Annotated in this window: 15 protein-coding genes and 1 pseudogene; 7 read left to right on the forward strand and 9 right to left on the reverse strand. The window is 72.7% G+C overall.

Going from position 1 to position 18,362, the window contains the following annotated elements; translation table 11 throughout:
* Window positions 1–88 precede the first annotated feature (88 nt).
* The 3 genes from SLAV_RS32815 to SLAV_RS32825 all read left to right on the forward strand — a co-directional run bounded on the left by SLAV_RS32815 (window position 89) and on the right by SLAV_RS32825 (window position 4,034).
* Window positions 89–1,195, forward strand: a complete 1,107-nt coding sequence (locus SLAV_RS32815; protein ID WP_030231555.1) for an NAD(P)H-dependent flavin oxidoreductase — start codon at window positions 89–91, stop codon at window positions 1,193–1,195.
* An 18-nt stretch (window positions 1,196–1,213) separates the two neighbouring features.
* Complete coding sequence (locus SLAV_RS32820) at window positions 1,214–2,770, forward strand: acyl-CoA synthetase (protein ID WP_030231552.1); 1,557 nt, start codon at window positions 1,214–1,216, stop codon at window positions 2,768–2,770.
* A 103-nt stretch (window positions 2,771–2,873) separates the two neighbouring features.
* Entirely contained in the window at window positions 2,874–4,034 is a 1,161-nt protein-coding gene (locus SLAV_RS32825) for a calcium:cation antiporter (RefSeq protein ID WP_030231546.1), read from the forward strand.
* A gap of 436 nt (window positions 4,035–4,470) precedes the next feature.
* Here the strand turns inward: SLAV_RS32825 and SLAV_RS42680 are convergent, their stop codons facing one another.
* The 5 genes and pseudogenes from SLAV_RS42680 to SLAV_RS42685 form a co-directional block, all read right to left on the reverse strand.
* Window positions 4,471–4,593, reverse strand: coding sequence for a DUF6177 family protein (locus SLAV_RS42680; protein WP_234333656.1), 123 nt, complete (start codon window positions 4,591–4,593; stop codon window positions 4,471–4,473).
* Between the two features lie 140 nt (window positions 4,594–4,733).
* Complete coding sequence (locus tag SLAV_RS32835; protein ID WP_030231544.1) at window positions 4,734–5,108, reverse strand: hypothetical protein; 375 nt, start codon at window positions 5,106–5,108, stop codon at window positions 4,734–4,736.
* A gap of 20 nt (window positions 5,109–5,128) precedes the next feature.
* A complete protein-coding gene (locus tag SLAV_RS32840) occupies window positions 5,129–6,010 on the reverse strand; it encodes a hypothetical protein (protein WP_234333655.1) in 882 nt (293 codons plus the stop codon).
* A 42-nt stretch (window positions 6,011–6,052) separates the two neighbouring features.
* Window positions 6,053–6,877: a DUF6507 family protein gene (locus SLAV_RS32845; protein ID WP_234333654.1), complete on the reverse strand. Its 825-nt coding sequence runs from the start codon at window positions 6,875–6,877 to the stop codon at window positions 6,053–6,055.
* Window positions 6,878–7,393: 516 nt separating this feature from the next.
* Window positions 7,394–7,783 (reverse strand): annotated as a pseudogene (locus SLAV_RS42685) (penicillin acylase family protein); the annotation flags it as partial.
* 141 nt (window positions 7,784–7,924) lie between these two features.
* Between SLAV_RS42685 and SLAV_RS32855 the strand changes: the two are divergent.
* Window positions 7,925–9,427, forward strand: coding sequence for a fatty acyl-CoA synthetase (locus tag SLAV_RS32855; protein ID WP_030231538.1), 1,503 nt, complete (start codon window positions 7,925–7,927; stop codon window positions 9,425–9,427).
* Window positions 9,428–10,574: 1,147 nt separating this feature from the next.
* On the opposite strand, the gene SLAV_RS32870 is transcribed toward SLAV_RS32855, so the two are convergent.
* From SLAV_RS32870 to paaK, 3 genes are all read right to left on the reverse strand, one after another.
* Window positions 10,575–11,882, reverse strand: a complete 1,308-nt coding sequence (locus SLAV_RS32870; protein WP_030231536.1) for an alpha/beta fold hydrolase — start codon at window positions 11,880–11,882, stop codon at window positions 10,575–10,577.
* Window positions 11,883–12,073: 191 nt separating this feature from the next.
* The gene (locus SLAV_RS32875) at window positions 12,074–12,928 is read right to left on the reverse strand and encodes a YhjD/YihY/BrkB family envelope integrity protein (protein WP_037687528.1); all 855 of its coding nucleotides are present in this window, start codon (window positions 12,926–12,928) and stop codon (window positions 12,074–12,076) included.
* Between the two features lie 134 nt (window positions 12,929–13,062).
* A complete protein-coding gene (paaK, locus tag SLAV_RS32880; RefSeq protein ID WP_030231534.1) occupies window positions 13,063–14,370 on the reverse strand; it encodes a phenylacetate--CoA ligase PaaK in 1,308 nt (435 codons plus the stop codon).
* 107 nt (window positions 14,371–14,477) lie between these two features.
* Here paaK and SLAV_RS32885 point away from each other — a divergent pair, with 107 nt between their 5' ends.
* Together SLAV_RS32885 and SLAV_RS32890 are read left to right on the forward strand one after the other, a co-directional pair.
* Window positions 14,478–15,326 (forward strand): alpha/beta fold hydrolase, encoded by an 849-nt coding sequence (locus SLAV_RS32885; RefSeq protein WP_030231531.1) that lies wholly within the window; start codon window positions 14,478–14,480, stop codon window positions 15,324–15,326.
* A 76-nt stretch (window positions 15,327–15,402) separates the two neighbouring features.
* Window positions 15,403–15,618, forward strand: a complete 216-nt coding sequence (locus SLAV_RS32890) for a hypothetical protein (RefSeq protein ID WP_100661113.1) — start codon at window positions 15,403–15,405, stop codon at window positions 15,616–15,618.
* A 110-nt stretch (window positions 15,619–15,728) separates the two neighbouring features.
* On the opposite strand, the gene SLAV_RS32895 is transcribed toward SLAV_RS32890, so the two are convergent.
* Window positions 15,729–17,360, reverse strand: a complete 1,632-nt coding sequence (locus SLAV_RS32895) for an acyl-CoA synthetase (protein ID WP_037687526.1) — start codon at window positions 17,358–17,360, stop codon at window positions 15,729–15,731.
* 174 nt (window positions 17,361–17,534) lie between these two features.
* On the opposite strand from SLAV_RS32895, the gene SLAV_RS32900 reads away from it, so the two are divergent.
* Window positions 17,535–18,335 (forward strand): crotonase/enoyl-CoA hydratase family protein, encoded by an 801-nt coding sequence (locus tag SLAV_RS32900; RefSeq protein WP_030231523.1) that lies wholly within the window; start codon window positions 17,535–17,537, stop codon window positions 18,333–18,335.
* Window positions 18,336–18,362 lie beyond the last annotated feature (27 nt).

Consider the following 18,362-nt stretch of genomic DNA (forward strand, 5'->3'; position numbering starts at 1 on the left):
CCCTCCGCACCGACCGGCCGTCAAAGAATCTGACACTGCATCAGAAAACCTCTTCCCTCGGACGGTGCCCTGCGGCATCCTCACCGCCATGGAGACGGAGCTGAGCAGGAAACTGGGAGTCGAACACGCCATCTTCGGCTTCACGCCCTTCCCGGCGGTCGCCGCGGCCATCACCCGCGCGGGTGGATTCGGCGTCCTCGGCGCCGTCCGCTACACCGCCCCCGACGACCTCAGGCGCGATCTCGACTGGATGCAGGAGCACACCGACGGCAAGCCCTACGGGCTCGACGTGGTCATGCCCGCCAAGAAGGCGGTCGACGGCATCGGCGAGGCGGACATCGAGGCGATGATCCCGGCCGCGCACCGCGCCTTCGTCCGCGACACCCTCGCCAAACACCACGTGCCCGAACTGCCGGAAGGCGAGGCCTCCGGCTGGCGGATCACCGGCTGGATGGAACAGGTCGCCCGCAGCCAGCTCGACGTCGCCTTCGACTACCCCGTCAAACTCCTGGCGAACGCCCTCGGTTCCCCGCCCGCCGACGTCATCGCCCGCGCCCACGCACACGGGGTCCTCGTCGCCGCGCTGGCGGGCAGCGCCAAGCACGCCCGCCGCCATGCGGAGGCGGGCATCGACATCGTCGTCGCCCAGGGCTACGAGGCCGGCGGTCACACCGGCGACATCGCCACCATGGTCCTGGTCCCCGAGATCGTCGAGGCCGTCGCCCCGCTGCCCGTCCTGGCCGCCGGCGGCATCGGCAGCGGCGAACAGATCGCCGCGGGCCTCGCCCTCGGCGCCCAGGGGGCCTGGCTGGGCTCCCTCTGGCTCACCACCACCGAGGCCGACCTGCACTCCCGCGCCCTCACCGAGAAGCTCCTCGCCGCCGGGTCCGGCGACACCGTCCGCTCCCGCGCCCTCACCGGCAAGCCCGCGCGCCAGCTGCGCACCGAGTGGACCGACGCCTGGGACGACCCGGACGGACCCGGACCGCTTCCCATGCCGCTCCAGGGCCTGCTCGTCGCCGAAGCCGTCTCCCGGATCCAGAAGTACGAGGTCCAGGCACTGCTCGGCACCCCCGTGGGCCAGATCGTCGGCCGGATGAACAGCGAGCGCAGCGTCCGGGCCGTCTTCGACGAACTCACCGCCGGCTTCGAACGCGCCATCGACCGGGTCAACCGCATCGCCGGCCGGGCCTGAGAGAGGAACGCCACCGTCATGACCGACCCACAGCGTCCCAACGGATTCTGGGCCCAGGCGGGCGCCGACCCGGACCGGACCGTCCTGATCGCCCCCGACGGCGAGGCCTGGTCCGCCGGCCGGCTGCACGCCGACGTCAACCGGCTGGTCCACGGCCTGCGGGCCGCCGGGCTGGAGCGCGGCGACGTCCTCGCCGTGGTCCTGCCCAACGGCGTCGAGTTCCTCACCGCCTACCTCGCCGCCTCACAGGCGGGGTTCTACCTGGTCCCGGTCAACCACCACCTCGTCGGCCCCGAGATCGCCTGGATCGTCTCCGACTCCGGTGCCAAGGTCCTCGTCGCCCACGAGCGCTTCGCCGAGGCCGCCACCGCCGCGGCGGACGAGGCCGGCCTGCCCGCCGATCACCGCTACGCCGTCGGCGCCGTCCCCGGCTTCCGCCCGTACGCCGAACTCCTCGACGGGCACCCCGCCACGCCCCCGGACGGCCGCACCCTCGGCTGGGTGATGAACTACACCTCCGGCACCACCGGCCGCCCGCGCGGGATCCGCCGCCCGCTGCCCAGCAAGCTCCCGGAGGAGACGTACCTGGGCGGCTTCCTCGGGATCTTCGGCATCCGCCCCTTCGACGACAACGTCCACCTCGTCTGCTCGCCGCTCTACCACACCGCCGTGCTCCAGTTCGCGGGCGCCTCGCTGCACATCGGGCACCCGCTGGTGCTGATGGACAAGTGGAGCCCCGAGGAGATGCTGCGCCTGATCGAACGCCACGCCTGCACGCACACCCACATGGTCCCCACCCAGTTCCACCGCCTCCTCGCGCTGCCACAGGCGACCAAGGACGCCTACGACGTCTCCTCCATGCGGCACGCCATCCACGGCGCCGCCCCCTGCCCCGACCACGTCAAACGGGCGATGATCGACTGGTGGGGCCGCTGCGTGGAGGAGTACTACGCGGCGAGCGAGGGCGGCGGCGCCTTCGCCACCGCCGAGGACTGGCTCAAGAAGCCGGGAACCGTCGGCAGGGCGTGGCCGATCAGCGAGCTCGCCATCCACGACGACGACGGCAACCGGCTGCCCCCCGGCGAACTCGGCACCGTCTACATCAAGATGAACACCGGCGGCTTCAGCTACCACAAGGACGAGGGCAAGACCAGGAAGAACCGCCTCGGCGACTTCTTCACCGTCGGAGACCTGGGCCTGCTCGACGAGGAGGGCTACCTCTTCCTCCGCGACCGCAAGATCGACATGATCATTTCGGGCGGGGTGAACATCTACCCGGCGGAGATCGAATCCGCCCTGCTCACCCACCCGGCGGTCGCGGACGCCGCGGCCTTCGGCATCCCGCACGACTCCTGGGGCGAGGAGGTCAAGGCCGTCATCGAGCCCGCCGAGGGATTCGAGGCGGGCGAGGCACTGGCCGCCGAGATCCTGAGCCACTGCGAGCGCCGGCTGGCCGGCTACAAGCGCCCCAAGTCCGTCGACTTCATCGCGGCGATGCCCCGCGACCCGAACGGCAAGCTCTACAAGCGACGGCTGCGCGACCCCTACTGGGAGGGCCGGGAACGCGCCGTCTGAGCGGGTCCGCCACGCCCGGGGTCGGCGTGAGAAGTGCCACGTCAGAGCCCCCGGGGCGGCGTATGGGCCGCACCCGGGGGACACATCTGGCAAGTTGGCAGATATGAGTACGGCAACACGCAAGTCACCCCTGACCGACTGGACCGTCATCGTTCCCGTGGTGGCGCTCATCGCGCTCATCCTCAGCTGGGGACGGGAGCTGCCCGGATTCGCCGTGGCCCTGGTCGCCCTGTGTCTCGCGGGAGCGGTGCTGGCGGCCGTGCACCATGCCGAGGTGGTCGCCCACCGGGTGGGCGAACCCTTCGGCTCGCTCGTCCTGGCCGTCGCCGTCACCGTCATCGAAGTGGCCCTCATCGTCACCCTGATGGCCGACGGCGGCGACAAGACCGCCTCCCTCGCCCGGGACACCGTCTTCGCCGCCGTCATGATCACCTGCAACGGCATCGTGGGCCTGTCCCTGCTCGTCGGGGCCCTGCGCAACCGGGTCGCCGTCTTCAACGCCGAGGGCTCCGGCGCGGCGCTGGCCACCGTGGCGACCCTGGCCGTCCTCAGCCTGGTCCTGCCGACCTTCACCACCAGCAAGCCGGGTCCGGAGTTCTCCACCGCCCAGCTGACCTTCGCCGCGGTGGCCTCGCTCGCCCTGTACGGGCTGTTCATCGCCGTCCAGACGGTCCGCCATCGGGACTACTTCCTGCCGGTGGCCACCGGGGCCGCCGCCTCCGGGGGTACGGGGGCGACCGGGGGAGACGGGGGCGGGGGAGGCGAGGGCGACGGTGGCGGCGACGGGGACCACGCCGAACCGCCCACCCTCCGCGCCACCCTGATCAGCCTCGGCCTGCTGCTCGTCGCGCTCGTCGCCGTCGTCGGCGACGCCAAGTCCGTCTCGCCCGCCATCGAGGCGGGGGTCGCCAAGGCGGGCCTGCCCAACGCCGTCGTCGGTGTGATCATCGCCCTGCTGGTGCTGGCCCCCGAGACCCTCGCCGCCGTCAACGCCGCCCGCCGCGACCGCGTCCAGACCAGCCTCAACCTGGGTTACGGCTCGGCCATCGCGAGCATCGGCCTGACCATCCCGGCCATCGCCCTCGCGTCCATCTGGCTCTCCGGACCGCTGCTGCTGGGCCTCGGGCCGATCCACATGGTCCTGCTCGCCCTGACCGTCGTGGTCAGCGCCCTCACCATCGCGCCCGGCCGGGCCACCCTGCTCCAGGGCGGAGTCCACCTCGTGGTGCTGGCCGCCTACCTGTTCCTCGCCGTCAGCCCGTGACCCGGGCCGTCCCCCTCCCCGGCGCGGAAGGGGGACGGCCCGGCCCGGTTCAGCGCCGCTCGCGCGGCCGGACCACCCTCAGCGCAGGCGAGGAGAGGATGTCCCGCTCGCAGCACCGCGAGGTCACCGACCGTCAGCCGGCCCCTCGCGGCCATCCCCGAGACGGTCGCGGAAATCAGCCGGCACGCTGTGGTGGAACCCGGGGTCATCCAGTTCCATGGCCATCGCGTACTCGAAGTCGATGCGGGAGCGGACCGCCTCGGCGGCCGCCGGTCCGACAGGCCGAGCAGGAACTGCAGCACACAGACGGTAGCCAGTCGACTGGCCGAGGGACCACGGGCACCTCGACGACCGCATCGGTCACTGGAACAGCCCGAAATGCCCGTTGATCGTACTGCCGCACCGGGGGAACTCCAAGATCCCCGACAGCGTCAAGCTAGCCCGCTGTCGCCCCGCGCGGATGACGTACGAGCTGCTCCAGGGCGGTCCAGCTCTCGCCCGTCTCGCCGTCGCCGAGGCGGTAGTAGAAGCCGGGCCGGGCGTTCGGGCCCAGCGGCACCGGGCGCTCAACATCTCACCGACGGCGTCCGCCAGATCAGCGGCTCCGGCGACCGGACGCGGCCCGATGGCGCAGCGGCCCTCGCGGATCTCGAACCCCGTGTTTTGCAGGTCGCGGATCCCGGCCAAGGGGTCACGTCCTTACTCGTCAGCGTATTCGCGTCGGTACGCGTCGACCTCTTCGGGATTTGCCTGGCGGCAGTAGTCCCAGAAGTCGACCAGCACCCGGAACGCGTCGTCGAGGGTGAATTCGCCCTGGACGTGCTCGACGAAGTGGTTCTCCACCCTCACGCCCCGCGGGCCGATGGTGGCGGTGTGCGCGTTCCCGTCCAGATCCTCCGGCGCGAAACCCGGGTCGGCCATGGCCGCGGCCACCAGATCGATCGCCTCCAGGACGGACAGCGGCACGAGCTGGATGTCGGCCGTCACCCACTGCCCCAGGATGTTCAGCTCGGCGGGCCCGGAGAAGTCCGGCACCCCGAACGGGCCCTGCACGTAGTACTGCGTGCGGATCACTGCTTTGTTCTCCATCTTGCCTACTGCGGCATGAGCGGGTGGTCGGCGCGGCGGCCCAACGCCTCGCGGACCTCCGCGCACACCCGCTCGTTGCCGACGGTCAGCAGGTATTCGCCGAACTGCCGGCCCTCCGGGCCCCGCGCACGGAACACGATCGAGACGGCATGGTTCAGCGTGCGGGAGGAGGAGTCGACGTCGAGGATGCCCATGGCCAGCTCCACGGCCAGCTCCCCGTCGACCGTGGACACCCCGGCCGCCAGATCGACCAGCTGCGTGGGCAGGTCGAACGAGCACTTCTCACCTGCCGCCAGGGATCGCACACCCCGGCCGATGACGTCCTTGACGTCGTCCAGCAGCGCCTGAAGTGTGGCCCTGTCGAACAACTCGCCCAGCTTGTCCTCGAAATACTCGCCGTCGGCGAGCCGCACCAGAGCACGGGCGGCGTCCAGACGAAGCGTCTCGGTCCCCTTCTCCCGCGCCAGGTCCCGCTCGGCAACAGCTGCCGCGAGCTGCGCGAACGTACTGTCCACCGAGAACTTCCGGTCGATCGAGCAGTCGTACCAGGGAGTCCTCCTGGGATCCGCGGCGGCACGGATCACCGTCTCGTATCCCGCCGCCTCGCCCCAGGTGGTCAGCGCCACGCACGCCAGGAACCGCTCGATCTCGGGCGCCCCGGGATCGTTCATCAAGGCGACGAGGCCGGGAACGCGGGTCCGGTGACGGGGACTTTCGAACGCGTCGTAGATCACGTCGTCGATGTCGTCCGTCGGCCGGCCGTCGAAATCCGTTCCGAGCAATTCCTGATAGCCGTGCATGGACTGGCTCCTGCTTCCGCTGAGTTCATTTCCCGCCGAGCCGCTCGTCCTCAAAACGAGAACGAGCGGCTCGGCGAGACCGGGCACCCGCCGTGAAAGTGAAGGATTCCGGAAGGGGGTGCGGCCGCCCTACTTCGGGGGCCTGCCGGGAGCGATCACTTCGACCTGCCCGCCCCGCTCACCGAACCACGCCTCCAGCTCCGCGCCGGCCAACTCTCGGGACGATTCGCCACTGAAGACGGTGACCGGCCCGAAAACTGTGCCTGTCAAGCCACGCACCACCGTGGCGTCGTCGACCGTGACCCTGAAGCTGTTGTGGGACAAGACCGCGTCGGTCAGGTCCGCTCCCCTCAAATCGACGCGGAAGAGCGAGGCCCCCATGATCCTTGTCCCTCTGAAGCTCGCTCCCGACGCGTCGACCCCATGCAGCGAGGCCTTGACCATGTCGGCGCCGTCGAGCCGCGCCGACCGGAGCACGGCCTCGTCAAGATTCGCCCTGACGAGGTCGGCGCCGGTCAGATCCGCACCCGTGAGATCCGCCGACTGAAGGTCGGCGCGGTAGAAACTCACTCCTGCCAGCCGCACACCCGCCAGGACCGCCTGGGTAAACCACGAGCTCGTGAAGTCCGCGCCCGACAGATCCGCGCCTCGGAAGTCGTGCTCGATACCGAAGAGGCTGTAGCCGTCCTCGGCCAGCCATTCCTGCAACCGGTGCGTCGCCTCAGGGTCGGTCGGAAGCGCCTTAGGGTCCCGTTTCTTTACCGGATCCAGTTCCTGAAAGGCGTTGTGGACGTCGCGGCCCGTTCCGCGAATGCCGGAAGCAGTGGTCTTCAGCGAAGCCGCGTGCTTCTCCAGAGTCTCCAGGTTCCCCGTGAAGGTCGGTATCGCACCGGCCTCGGCGGTCTTGTTCAGGACTCCATGAATGCCACCCGGCTCGACGTCCCACGTCGACACGATGGCCCCCCGTTCCGTAAAGCGTTTCCTTCAAGTGCCCCGGCGCCGAATGCTCGCGTCGACGGGATCAGGCCACCGAGATCTTCACTCTAACGGCGCGTACGACAGACGCCGTCGGCCAACTCCGCGTCACCCGGCTCGAATATCCCAAGTCCCGGCCCGCCCCGGCCCATCTGTTGCTGAACAGTGGCATTCGTCGACGAGGAGCCCGCGGAGGTGGCGGACCATCGGCGCGTACGTGGTGTTCCGGGCCGACGAGCAGGTCAGGCACCCCTCAGTGGGGCCGATCCACGGGCGCCCGTCTGATGGGCCAAGCAGCTCACACCCACGCCGGGCTGGACCGCGTCCGGGGCCGAGGCCGGGGACGACCGGCCTGTAGCGGGTCCACCACTGTCTGCGGACCACCGGGGTCCCGCCGCCCTTCACCTCGACGCTGACCTTGCGTTCCGTCATCCGCTCCGGCCTGTCGTCCACCAGGTACGCGGCCGGGCCGGCCGGGTCGAGGGCCGGCGGGTGCAGGTCCTTGGTCGGACCGGCCGGAGCGGGCGCGGCCAGCAGCTTCCGACCGTGCCCGTCTCCCGAGAGGTTCGTCGTGGCCGAGGAGAGCGAGAAGTCGGGCGCGGCGGGGGGCCCGGCCGGCGCGAGCGCTCGCCGGACACGGTCTGGAACCCGCCGGCGAGCACGCAGACCGGGTCGGCGGCCCGGGCCCAGGCGGTGCCGAAACCGAGGTTCGCGTAGTCCCGGGCCGGCACGTGCGGGATGCCGTTCTCGGTGTAGCGGATGACCGCGGACAGACCGCCGCCCGAGGGGGCGACCCCCGGGATCGGGGCCGTTCGTGGCTCCGGCCTGCGGTAACGCGGCCGTCGCCGCGAGGAGCGTGGCACCGGTGACGGCGAACCGGCGCAGGAGCGGTCCGGTGCGGCGGCGGGTCGCGTGCGTGTCCCCACGCTCATGCAGTCCGTCCGATGCCCTGTCAACATCCCGTTCGGTGTCCCCTGTTGCCGCACCGATCTTGACCCGGGTGCGCCGCGGGGCGAGGATCGCGCCATGACGGCAGTACGGGACAACACGGTCGACGGGCTCGTACGGGACAGCGCGCGGCGGGTCCCCGACCGGGTGGCGGTCCGCTACCGCGACCGGGCCTGGACCTACCGGGAACTCGACGCGGCCGTCTCCACCGGCGCCGCCGTCCTGCGCGGGCGCTACGGGCTGGCCGCGGGCGACCGGGTCGCCACCTTCGCCCACAACAGCGACGCCTACCTCATCGCCTTCCTCGCCTGCGCCCGCGCCGGCCTCACCCACGTGCCGGTCAACCAGAACCTCACGGGCGAGGACCTCGCGCACATCCTCGGCGACTGCGGAAGCGCCCTGGTCCTGGCCGACCCGGACCTGGCGGAGCGGGTACCCGCCGCGCACGCCGTCCGGCCGCTGCGCGACGCCCCCGGCTCCTTCCTGGCCGAGCTCGCCGAGCCGCTCCCGTACGAGGGGGAGCCCGGCGACCCGTCGGCCGTGGTGCAGCTGCTCTACACCTCCGGGACCACCGCCCTGCCCAAGGGCGCGATGATGACCCACCGGGCCCTGGCGCACGAGTACGAGAGCGCGATCGACGCCCTGGACCTCACGGAGACGGACCGCCCCGCCCACGCCCTGCCGCTGTACCACTCGGCGCAGATGCACGTGTTCCTGCTGCCCTACCTGGCGGTCGGCGCGCACAACACCGTCCTCGACGCACCGGCCCCCGACGCGCTCCTCGACCTGGTGGAGGCGGGCGGCGCCGACAGCCTGTTCGCGCCGCCGACGGTGTGGATCGCCCTCGCCGGACACCCGAGGTTCGCGGCCGCGGAGCTGGGCGCACTGCGCAAGGCCTACTACGGCGCCTCGATCATGCCGGTGCCCGTCCTGGAACGGCTGCGGGAGCGGCTGCCCGGGCTCGGGTTCTACAACTGCTTCGGGCAGAGCGAGATCGGCCCGCTCGCCACCGTGCTGGGGCCGGACGAACACGAGGGCCGGATGGACTCCTGCGGGCGGCCGGTACGCCACGTGGAGGCGGAGGTCGTCGACGAGGACGGCGCCCGGGTGCCGGACGGCACGGCGGGGGAGGTGGTGTACCGCTCGCCACAGCTGTGCCTGGGCTACTGGAACGACCCGCGGGCCACCGAGATGGCCTTCCGGGACGGCTGGTTCCGCTCGGGTGACCTCGCGGTCCGCGACGCCGAGGGCTACTTCACCGTCGTCGACCGGGTGAAGGACGTCATCAACTCGGGCGGGGTGCTCGTCGCCTCCCGGCAGGTCGAGGACGTGCTGTACACCCATCCGGGGGTGGCCGAGGCGGCGGTGATCGGGCTGCCCGACGAGCGGTGGATCGAGGCCGTCACGGCGGTCGTGGTGCCGCGCGGGGAGGTCACGGAGGCGGAGCTGGTGGCGTACGCCCGCGAGCGGCTCGCGCACTTCAAGGCCCCGAAACGGGTGGTCTTCGTGGACGTCCTGCCGCGCAACGCCAGCGGGAAGATCCTCAAACGGGAACTCCGTGACCGCTTCGCGCAACGCTGACGCCCCTGCGGCGGGCGGGACGGGCGTGGGGCCGGGGCGGGGCGGGCGTTGGGCTGACCGGGCCGAGCGTCGGGTCGGGGCCGGGCTGGGACGAGGCGGAGCGGGTGCGCGGCCCCGGCGCGGGAGCCGGGGCCGCAGCGCCGACCGGCGGGCCGGGACCTGACGGGGCCGAGTACCCGCCGGGCCGGGACCTGCCGGGCCGAGTGCCCGCCGGGCTGAGGCCTGGCGGCCGGAGTGCCCGCCGGGCTGCGGCCCGGGGGCCGTATACCCGCCAGGCTGCGGCTGACGAGCCGAGTACTCGCCAGGCTGCGACCTGACGGGCCGGGACCCGCCGGGCCGTCCGGGGACCGCGGCGGCGCCCGCCCCCGGAGGGGACCCCCGGGACGTCGCCGCGACCGGCCGGCCGGCATCACCCCAGGCTCCCGGCACGCGCCAACGGAGCCCTGACGGACGGCTCATGGCACTCCGTCAGCCGATCACGGCGCGCGGCAGCGGCCCGGAATGGCCGGGATCCCCCTCAAGACCCAAAACACGGAGCCATAGGCTCGGCCGGGGGCCGCGAGCGTACGGACAAGGGCCGCATGCATGGAGTTCCGCGTGCCGGGAGCGGTGGCCGTGGTGGCGGAAGACGACCTTCCGGTCCCGCTCGGCCCCGCCACACGCCGAAGCCTGCTCGCAGCGCTGCTGTTGCGCCCCAATGCCCCCGTCGGCGTGGAGCGGCCGACCGAGGCCCTGTGGGACGAGGACCCGCCCCGGCACGCCCGCACCGTGCTCCAGAGCCACGTCTCCCGGCTGCGCGGGCCTGATGCCGGCCCTCGCCCGCCACGGGCCGCAGGGGCGAGGCCGCGCGCCGGCTCGACGCGGCCATCCGCGAGGCCCGCGCCCACGCCTACGAGGAGCGGGCGCCGCCCTGGCGGCCCCGGCCGGGAGGCAGGGCCCGTCCGGTGGATCGTGTGACCTCCTCGCGATCATGGCGTGGGGCACACGCAAGCGGGCCGGAGGGGATGACCGCCTGCCGGCCACGAACAGTGGGAGGCCTACGTCGTGTTGACCGGTGACAGCTTCAGCAGCAGTACCTTCGCCGTCGAGTTGGGCAAGTGCCAGGTCGGGACCGTCGAGTAGCAGCCAGGGCCCGTCGGTGCGACCGTCAGACGACGTCGTCGTGGACGAGCGCCAGGAGGCGGTCCAGGACGCGGGGGCCGCCGGCCCGGACGCCGTCGTGTTCGAACTCGTCGGTGACCCAGGTGCGCAGGCCGCGTACGGTCCGGGCGGTCTCCAGGGAGTGGGCCGTGTCGACGTACATGTCGTCGTGGTACACGGCGGCCGCGACCGGTACCTCGTTGGCGGCCAGCCGGGCAGGGTCGTAGAGCGGGGTCCAGCCGGTGCGCGCGGCGAGCAGTTCGGCGGTCTCGCGGAGCGGTTCGAGCGCCGGGTCGGTGGTGAAGTGCCAGGGGTGGATGCTCTCGCCGGTGAAGAGCAGGGGCCCGTCCCCGGCGAGCGCCCCGACGGCGTCGAAGCGGGGGTGCGCGGCGCGGACCCGTTCGGCGGCCCAGCCGGTGGGGGCGGTCGGGTCCTGGGCGTAGATGGCCTCGTGGAGCAGGGCGTAGAGGGGATGCCCGGCGAAGGAGAGCTGTTCGCGCACGCCCTCCAGGAAGGCGTCGGAGAGCGTGTGGCCGGCCGGGGTGCGGACGAAGGCGTCCTCCAGCAGGTAGTGCAATTGGTGGCTGCCGTCCCCGGTGCCGAGGAGGATGCCGAGGGACTGGAACGCCTCGGGCGTCAGCCGGTGCCCGCCGGGCAGGGTGGTGCGGTGCTCGGCGAGGTGGGCGGCGATCCGGCGGGCGCGTTCCACGTCCATCGGGTAGCGGGCGTAGTGGGCGAGGTTCTTGCGTTCGACGCGGGGGAGGGCGGCGGCGTACACCTCGTCGGCGGTGGCGGTGAGGGACGGCAGGCCGCCGGTGATCAGGGCGGTCCGCAGACCCTCGGGCGCGGCGGTGAGGTAGTGGGTGGTGCAGAAACCGCCGAAGCTCTGACCGAGCACCGTCCAGGGGGCGCCGCCGGTCAGGGCGGGCCGGATGGCCTCGCAGTCGCGGACGATGGAGTCGGCGCGGAAGTGCGAGAGGTACTCGGCCTGCCGGCCGGGGGTACCGCGCAGCGGCAGGGTCTGCCGGTTGGCGGGGGTGGAACGGCCCGTGCCGCGCTGGTCCAGGAGGAGCACGCGGTGGTCGCGCAGGGCCCGCTCCAGCCATGCCTGACGGCCGGTGAACCGGCGGGCACCGAAGCCGGGGCCGCCCTCCAGGTAGAGCAGCCAGGGCAGGGCCTCGGGGTCCTTCCCGGTGGCGACGACCTCGCGGGCGTAGAGCCCGATCCGCTCGCCGCCGGGGTCGTCGTGGTCCAGGGGGACCGTGAAGTGGTGGTCGGTGAGGACGACGCCGGGCTGGCGGTAGCTGGTGGTCACACGGGTTCCCTGGGTCTGCGGCGGTGCGGCCGTCCGGGACGCGCTCCGGCCGGCCGAGGGGGCTCGGCCCCCTTTCGGCCGGGCCGAGTCTAGGCGGTCGCTCCCGGATCCCGTGGGGCCCGCCCGGTGATGGGACGGGTCCGTCCGGCCCGTCCCGGATCGGGGCCCCGCGTCGTGGTGGGGCGGGCCCGTCAGGCCCGTCCCGGATCGAGGGGCGGGGCCGGTTCGGTGGGGAGGATGCCGTTCGCGCGGAGGCGGCGCAGGGTGAGGTGTTCGTGGACCAGACGGCCCACCAGGGCCCCGCCGTACACCACGAACCCGACGCCGACCAGCCAGGACTGGACGACTAGCAGGGTGCCGAAGGGGCCGTAGGTGACCGCGTTCGAGGCGATCAGGGGGGAGAACACCAGCTGCGAGAAGACCCTGAGGCCGAGCAGCCCGAGACTGGTGGCCACGGCCCCCGGGAGCAGCGCGCGCCAGCGGACCCGGCCGCCCAGCAGGAGCCGGCCCGAGGTCCAGAAGAACAGGCAGGTGCCGGTCATGTCGCTGATGGTGCCCAGGGTGGTGCCCAGCCAGTCGTGGGAGGGGGTCGGGATCCCGACGAGCAGCCCGAGGTAACAGACGAGCAGGGCCAGCCACACCACGTGCCGCCACATGGTGTGCCACCGGGCGGTCGGCAGGTCCCACACCTTCTCGTAACCGGTCTGCACGGCGGAGCCGAAGGTCAGGCCGAACACCGCGAGGGCCGCGAGGCCGAAGGCGGTGGTCCGTTCGAGCGCCAGGTCCGCCGCCCCGAACAGCAGCTCCACCCGGGCCCGCGAGGGCGCCGTGACCCCCAGGGCCTGGCCCAGCCAGCGGCCGAAGCCCGAGCCGCTGCCCGGTGCGGCAGCCGCGACGACCACCAGCAGGGGCACGAGGGTGAGGAAGCCGAGGGCGGCGAACCCCATCGCCCGGTGCATCAGCTCGATCTCCCGGCCACGGCTCCAGGCCAGCCCGACGGGCGAGCCCTGGAGCCGGTCGTGGAGCTGCCGGAGGAACGAGGTCACGCCCCATCCCCTACCCGTACGGGCCCGCCGAGTCCCGCAAGCGGCGCCGAAGTGGGCCCGAACGGGGTGGTTTCGACCGCCCCGGCGGCCGGACCCGGCCCGTGGCGGCCGGACTCGGCCCCCGGCGTCCCGGCTCAGCCCGCCCGGCCGTCGCGGAGGTCCTTCACGCGCTTGATCTTGCCGACCGACCGCTCCAGACTCTCCGGCTCCACCACCTCGACCCCGACCGACACCCCCACGGACTCCTTGACGGCCCGCACCACCTCCGCCGCCGCCTCCCGCCGCCGGGCGGCACCGGTCTCCCGGCGGGCCTCCACCCGCACGGTCAGGGTGTCCATCCGCCCCTCCCGGGTCAGCCTCAGCTGGAAGTGCGGGGCGAGCCCGCGGGTGCGCAGGAGTATCTCCTCGATCTGCGTGGGGTAGAGGTTCACCCCGCGCAGGATGATCATGTCGTCGCTGCGTCCCGTCACCTTCTCCATCCGGCGGAACGCGGGCCGGGCCGTCCCCGGCAGCAGCCGGGTCAGATCCCGGGTGCGGTAGCGCACGACCGGCATGGCCTCCTTGGTGAGGGAGGTGAACACCAGCTCCCCGAGCTCCCCGTCCGGCAGCACCGCCCCGGTCAGCGGATCGACCACCTCCGGGTAGAAGTGGTCCTCCCAGATGTGCAGGCCGTCCTTGTGCGAGGCGAACTCCTGCGCCACTCCCGGCCCCATCACCTCGGACAGCCCGTAGATGTCCACGGCGTCCATGCCGAGCCGCTCCTCGATCTCCCGGCGCATCTCCTCGGTCCACGGCTCCGCGCCGAACACCCCGGTGCGCAGGGAGGTCGAGCGGGGGTCCACGCCCTGGCGCTCCATCTCGTCCAGCAGCGTGAGCATGTAGGACGGGGTCACCATGATCACCTCGGGCCGGAAGTCCTGGATCAGGCGCACCTGCCGGTCGGTCATGCCCCCGGAGGCGGGCACGACCGTACAGCCGAGGCGCTCCGCGCCGTAGTGGGCGCCCAGGCCCCCGGTGAACAGCCCGTACCCGTAGGCCACGTGGACGATCTGGCCCGGCCGGGCGCCCGCCGCGCGCAGCGAGCGGGCGACGACATCGGCCCAGGTGGACAGGTCCCCGTCGGTGTACCCGACCACCGTCGGCCGGCCGGTGGTGCCGCTGGAGGCGTGGATGCGGCGCACCTCGGGGCGGGGCACGGCGAACATCCCGAAGGGGTACTGCTCGCGCAGGTCGGCCTTGGTGGTGAAGGGGAAGAGCGAGAGGTCGGCCAGTGAGTGGCAGTCGTCGGGATGCACCCCCGCCTTGTCGAAGGCCTGCCGGTGGAAGGGCACGCGGTCGTACACGCGGTGCAGGGTGGCCCGCAGCCGCTTCAGCTGGAGCGCCGCCAGTTCGTCGGGGCTCAGCCGCTCGCCTTCGTCGTGGAGATCCGCGTGCGCCGTCATCGTCGTCACCTCATCCAGGGCCAACCGAACGTTCATTCGGTAGACTGCCGGACCCCGTCCCGTAAATCAATGACTCGAACGAGTGATCGTCTGGTGGGATGGCCCCCATGCCTGCCTTCGCCACCTACGACGGAACCGAACTCGCCTACCACGTCCGCGGGGAGGGCGAGCCGTTGCTGTGCCTCCCCGGCGGCCCCATGCGGGCCTCGGAGTACCTGGGCGACCTCGGCGGGCTGACCGCCGGACGTCGCCTGATCCTCCTCGACCCGCGCGGTACGGGCGACTCCGCGACGCCGGCGGACGAGTCCACGTACCGCGTCGACCGCCAGGTCGCCGACGTCGAGGCCCTCCGTCTCCACCTGGGCCTGGAGCGCGTCGACCTCCTCGCCCACTCGGCCTCCGGCAACCTCGCCCAGCTGTACGCGGCCGCCCACCCCGAGAGGCCCCGCCGGACGGTGCTGGTCACGCCCACGGCCTGGGCGGTGGACCTGCCCGTCACCGACGGGCAGCGGATGGCGGCGGCCCGGCTCCGGGCGGGCGACCCCCTCTACGACACGGCCATCACGGCCTACGCGCGGGTCCTCGCGGACGGCGGCACCGACGCGGACTGGGACCTGGTCGCACCGCTGTTCTACGGCCGCTGGGACGACGCGGCCCGCGCGCACTGGGCGGCCAACGCCCACCAGCAGAACGAGCGGGCGGCCGACGCCTACGCCGATCCGGACGCCTTCGACCCGCCCGCCACCCGGGCCGCCCTCCGGCGGGTCACGGGCGAGGTGCTCGTGCTCGCCGGCGACCTGGACGGCAACCCGGCACCGGCCCTGGCGGCCCGGCTCGCCGCGCTCTACCCGCACGGAGCCCTCGACGTCCAGCCGGGCGGCGGCCACTACCCCTGGCTGGACGACCCGGCCCGGTTCGCGGGGCGCGTCGAGCGCTTCCTCGCCACCGGCACCTGAGCGGCGGCCCCCCGGCCGGAGGCGTACGGTCGAAGGAGGCGCCCCGGCCACAGGAGCGCGAAGGGAGGCGACGGCGATGTCCGTCATCGACCCGGCGGTATCGGTGCGACTCAGCGCTTCGGACGCCCGGCGCCTGTCCGCGCTGCTCGCCGAGGCGGCCCACCTACTGGAGGACCCCGGCCCGCACCGCATGACCGACGCGCAGGCCGAGGCCCTCGGCCGCAGCGCGAGCCGCACCGAGCTGGCGGGCTGGGCCCGCACCCTCGCGGCGGAACTGCGCGCCCAGGACTGAGGGCCGCACCCGGCCCCGACGGAGGCCCCGACGGAGGCCCCGACGGAGGCCCCGACGGAGGTGGCACCACGCGCCGGAGCCGCGGTGCCGGATCCCCCGCCAGGGCCCGCTCAGCGGGGCGAGTCGGCCTCCGTGGCCACCGTTTTCGCCCAGCGGTAGTCCGCCTTGCCGCTCGGGGAGCGCTGGATGGCGTCCGTGAGCACCAGCTGGCGGGGGATCTTGTACCCCGCGAGCCGGGTGCGGCAGTGCCGCTGGATGTCCTCCAGCGTCGGCTCCGGCGCGCCCTCGCGCACCTGCACCACCGCCGCCACGTGGCTGCCCCACGTCGGGTCCGCAACGCCCGCCACCAGGGCGTCGTACACGTCCGGATGTGACTTCAGCGCCTGCTCGACCTCCTCCGGGTACACCTTCTCGCCGCCCGTGTTGATGCACTGCGAACCGCGCCCCAGCACGGTGACGATGCCCTGCTCGTCCACGGTCGCCATGTCGCCGAGCAGCACCCAGCGTTCCGCGCCCTTGCGGAAGAAGGTCTCCGCGGTCTTCACCGGGTCGTTGTAGTACCCGAGCGGTACGTGACCGCGCTGCGCGAGCCGGCCGGGCACGCCCACCGCCACCGGCTCGTGCGTCACCGGGTCCACCACCTGGGTGCGGTCGTTGACCTGGAGGCGGAAGCCCTTCTCCGGGCCGGAGACGTCCGTCGCCCGGCCGTTGGAACCGGACTCGGAGGAACCGAAGTTGTTCAGGAGCACCACGTTCGGCACGAGCCGCTGGAACTCCGCGCGCACCGTCTCCGACATGATCGCCCCGGACGAGGAGACGCTGAACAGCGAGGACAGGTCGGTCCCCGCGAGCGGGCCGTTCAGGGCGTCGATCAGCGGCCGCAGCATCGCGTCGCCCACCAGCGAGACGCTGGACACCTTCTCCTTCTCGATCGTGCGGAGCACCTCCTCCGGTACGTACTTGCGGTGGATGACCACCCGCTGGCCGTAGTTGAAGGCGATGAACGAGGTGAGGGTCGAGGTGCCGTGCATCAGCGGGGGAGCCGGGAAGAAGGTGAGGCCCGCCCCCCGCGCCGCGACCCGCTCGGCCAGCTCCTCGGGCCGCTTCACCGGCTCGCCCGAGGGCTCCCCGCCGAACAGCCCGGCGAAGAAGAGGTCCTCGGCCCGCCACATGACGCCCTTGGGCATGCCGGTCGTGCCGCCCGTGTAGATGATGAACAGGTCGTCGGGGCTGCGCGCGGGGAAGCCGCGCTCCGCGGAGCCCGAGGCCTCGGCGTCCTCGTACGCCACCGGCGCGAGCGCCGGCTCCGGGGCGCCCCCGGGCACCGGCCCGACCCGGATCAGGTGCCGGAGCCGGGGCGTCTGCGGCAGCGCGGCGGCCACCCGCTCCGTGAACTCGCCCTCGAAGACGAGGGCCGCGAGGTCGGCGTCGTTGTAGAGGTAGACCAGCTCCTCCTCCACGTAGCGGTAGTTGACGTTCACCGGGACGAGGCGGGCCTTGAGGCAGGCCAGGACGGTCTGGAGGTATTCGACGCCGTTGTAGAGGTGCAGCCCCAGGTGGTCGCCCGGCCCCAGCCCGCTGTCGAGCAGGTGGTGGGCGAGGCGGTTGGCCGCCGCGTCCAGTTCCGCGTACGTCAGGCGGCGTTCGGCGCCGGTTCCGGGGTGGTCCACGTACACCAGGGCCTCGCGGTCCGGGACCACGTCCACGACCGACTCGAACAGGTCGGCAAGGTTGTACTCCACCGTTCCTCCTGACCCGAAAGATCCCATGGCTGGGCTGCTCGGCGGTCATTAGAGCCGTGCCCGGCCCAACTGGGAAGGGCGCCGTCCAAGAAATCTGACTGGGTGTCAGAAAACTATTGAACTGCACCCTCCCCTCCTGCAACCTGTTCTAGGTCTTGAGACGGGAGGACGGCAATGGGTGGGACGGAACACCTGACCGTGGACCGCCACGGCGCCACGCTGGTGCTCACCATGAACAGGCCGGAGGCGAAGAACGCGCTCTCGCTTCCGCTGCTGGTGGGGCTCTACGACGGCTGGCTGGAGGCCGACGCGGACGACACGGTCCGGTCGGTGGTCCTGACGGGCGCGGGCGGGGACTTCTGCGCCGGGATGGACCTCAAGGCGCTGGCCGGCAAGGGCATGGAGGGCGACGCGTACCGCGACCGCCTCAAGGCCGACCCCGACCTCCACTGGAAGGCGATGCTCCGTCACCACCGCCCGCGCAAGCCGGTGATCGCGGCGGTGGAGGGGTACTGCGTGGCGGGCGGCACCGAGATCCTCCAGGGCACCGACATCCGGATCGCGGGGGAGGGGGCCACCTTCGGGCTGTTCGAGGTCAGGCGGGGGCTGTTCCCCATCGGGGGCTCCACCGTGCGGCTGCCGCGCCAGATCCCGCGCACGCACGCGCTGGAGATGCTGCTCACGGGACGCCCGTACGGGGCCGGGGAGGCGGCGCGGATCGGCCTGGTCGGCCGGGTCGTACCCGACGGGACGGCCCTGGAGGCCGCGCTGGAGACCGCGGAACGCATCAACGCCTGCGGGCCGCTGGCCGTCGAGGCGGTGAAGGCCTCCGTCTACGAGACCGCCGGGCTGACGGAGACGGAGGGGCTCGCCGCGGAACTGGAGCGGGGGTGGCCGGTCTTCGACACCGCCGACGCGAAGGAGGGGGCACGGGCGTTCGCCGAGAAACGGGCGCCGGTCTACCGCCGGGCCTAGGCCCTGTCCTTCCCCCATCCAGAATCG

The organism is Streptomyces lavendulae subsp. lavendulae (genome assembly GCF_002803845.1).
GTDB classification, from domain to species: Bacteria; Actinomycetota; Actinomycetes; order Streptomycetales; family Streptomycetaceae; genus Streptomyces; species Streptomyces lavendulae.

What these genes read in the sequence shown, in the direction of transcription:
- SLAV_RS32815 (WP_030231555.1), top strand. Translation starts at nt 89, where the DNA reads ATGGAGACGGAGCTGAGCAGGAAACTGGGAGTCGAACACGCCATCTTC.
- SLAV_RS32820 (WP_030231552.1), top strand. Translation starts at nt 1,214, where the DNA reads ATGACCGACCCACAGCGTCCCAACGGATTCTGGGCCCAGGCGGGCGCC.
- SLAV_RS32825 (WP_030231546.1), top strand. Translation starts at nt 2,874, where the DNA reads ATGAGTACGGCAACACGCAAGTCACCCCTGACCGACTGGACCGTCATC.
- SLAV_RS32855 (WP_030231538.1), top strand. Translation starts at nt 7,925, where the DNA reads ATGACGGCAGTACGGGACAACACGGTCGACGGGCTCGTACGGGACAGC.
- paaK (WP_030231534.1), bottom strand. Translation starts at nt 14,370, where the DNA reads ATGACGGCGCACGCGGATCTCCACGACGAAGGCGAGCGGCTGAGCCCC.
- SLAV_RS32885 (WP_030231531.1), top strand. Translation starts at nt 14,478, where the DNA reads ATGCCTGCCTTCGCCACCTACGACGGAACCGAACTCGCCTACCACGTC.
- SLAV_RS32890 (WP_100661113.1), top strand. Translation starts at nt 15,403, where the DNA reads ATGTCCGTCATCGACCCGGCGGTATCGGTGCGACTCAGCGCTTCGGAC.
- SLAV_RS32900 (WP_030231523.1), top strand. Translation starts at nt 17,535, where the DNA reads ATGGGTGGGACGGAACACCTGACCGTGGACCGCCACGGCGCCACGCTG.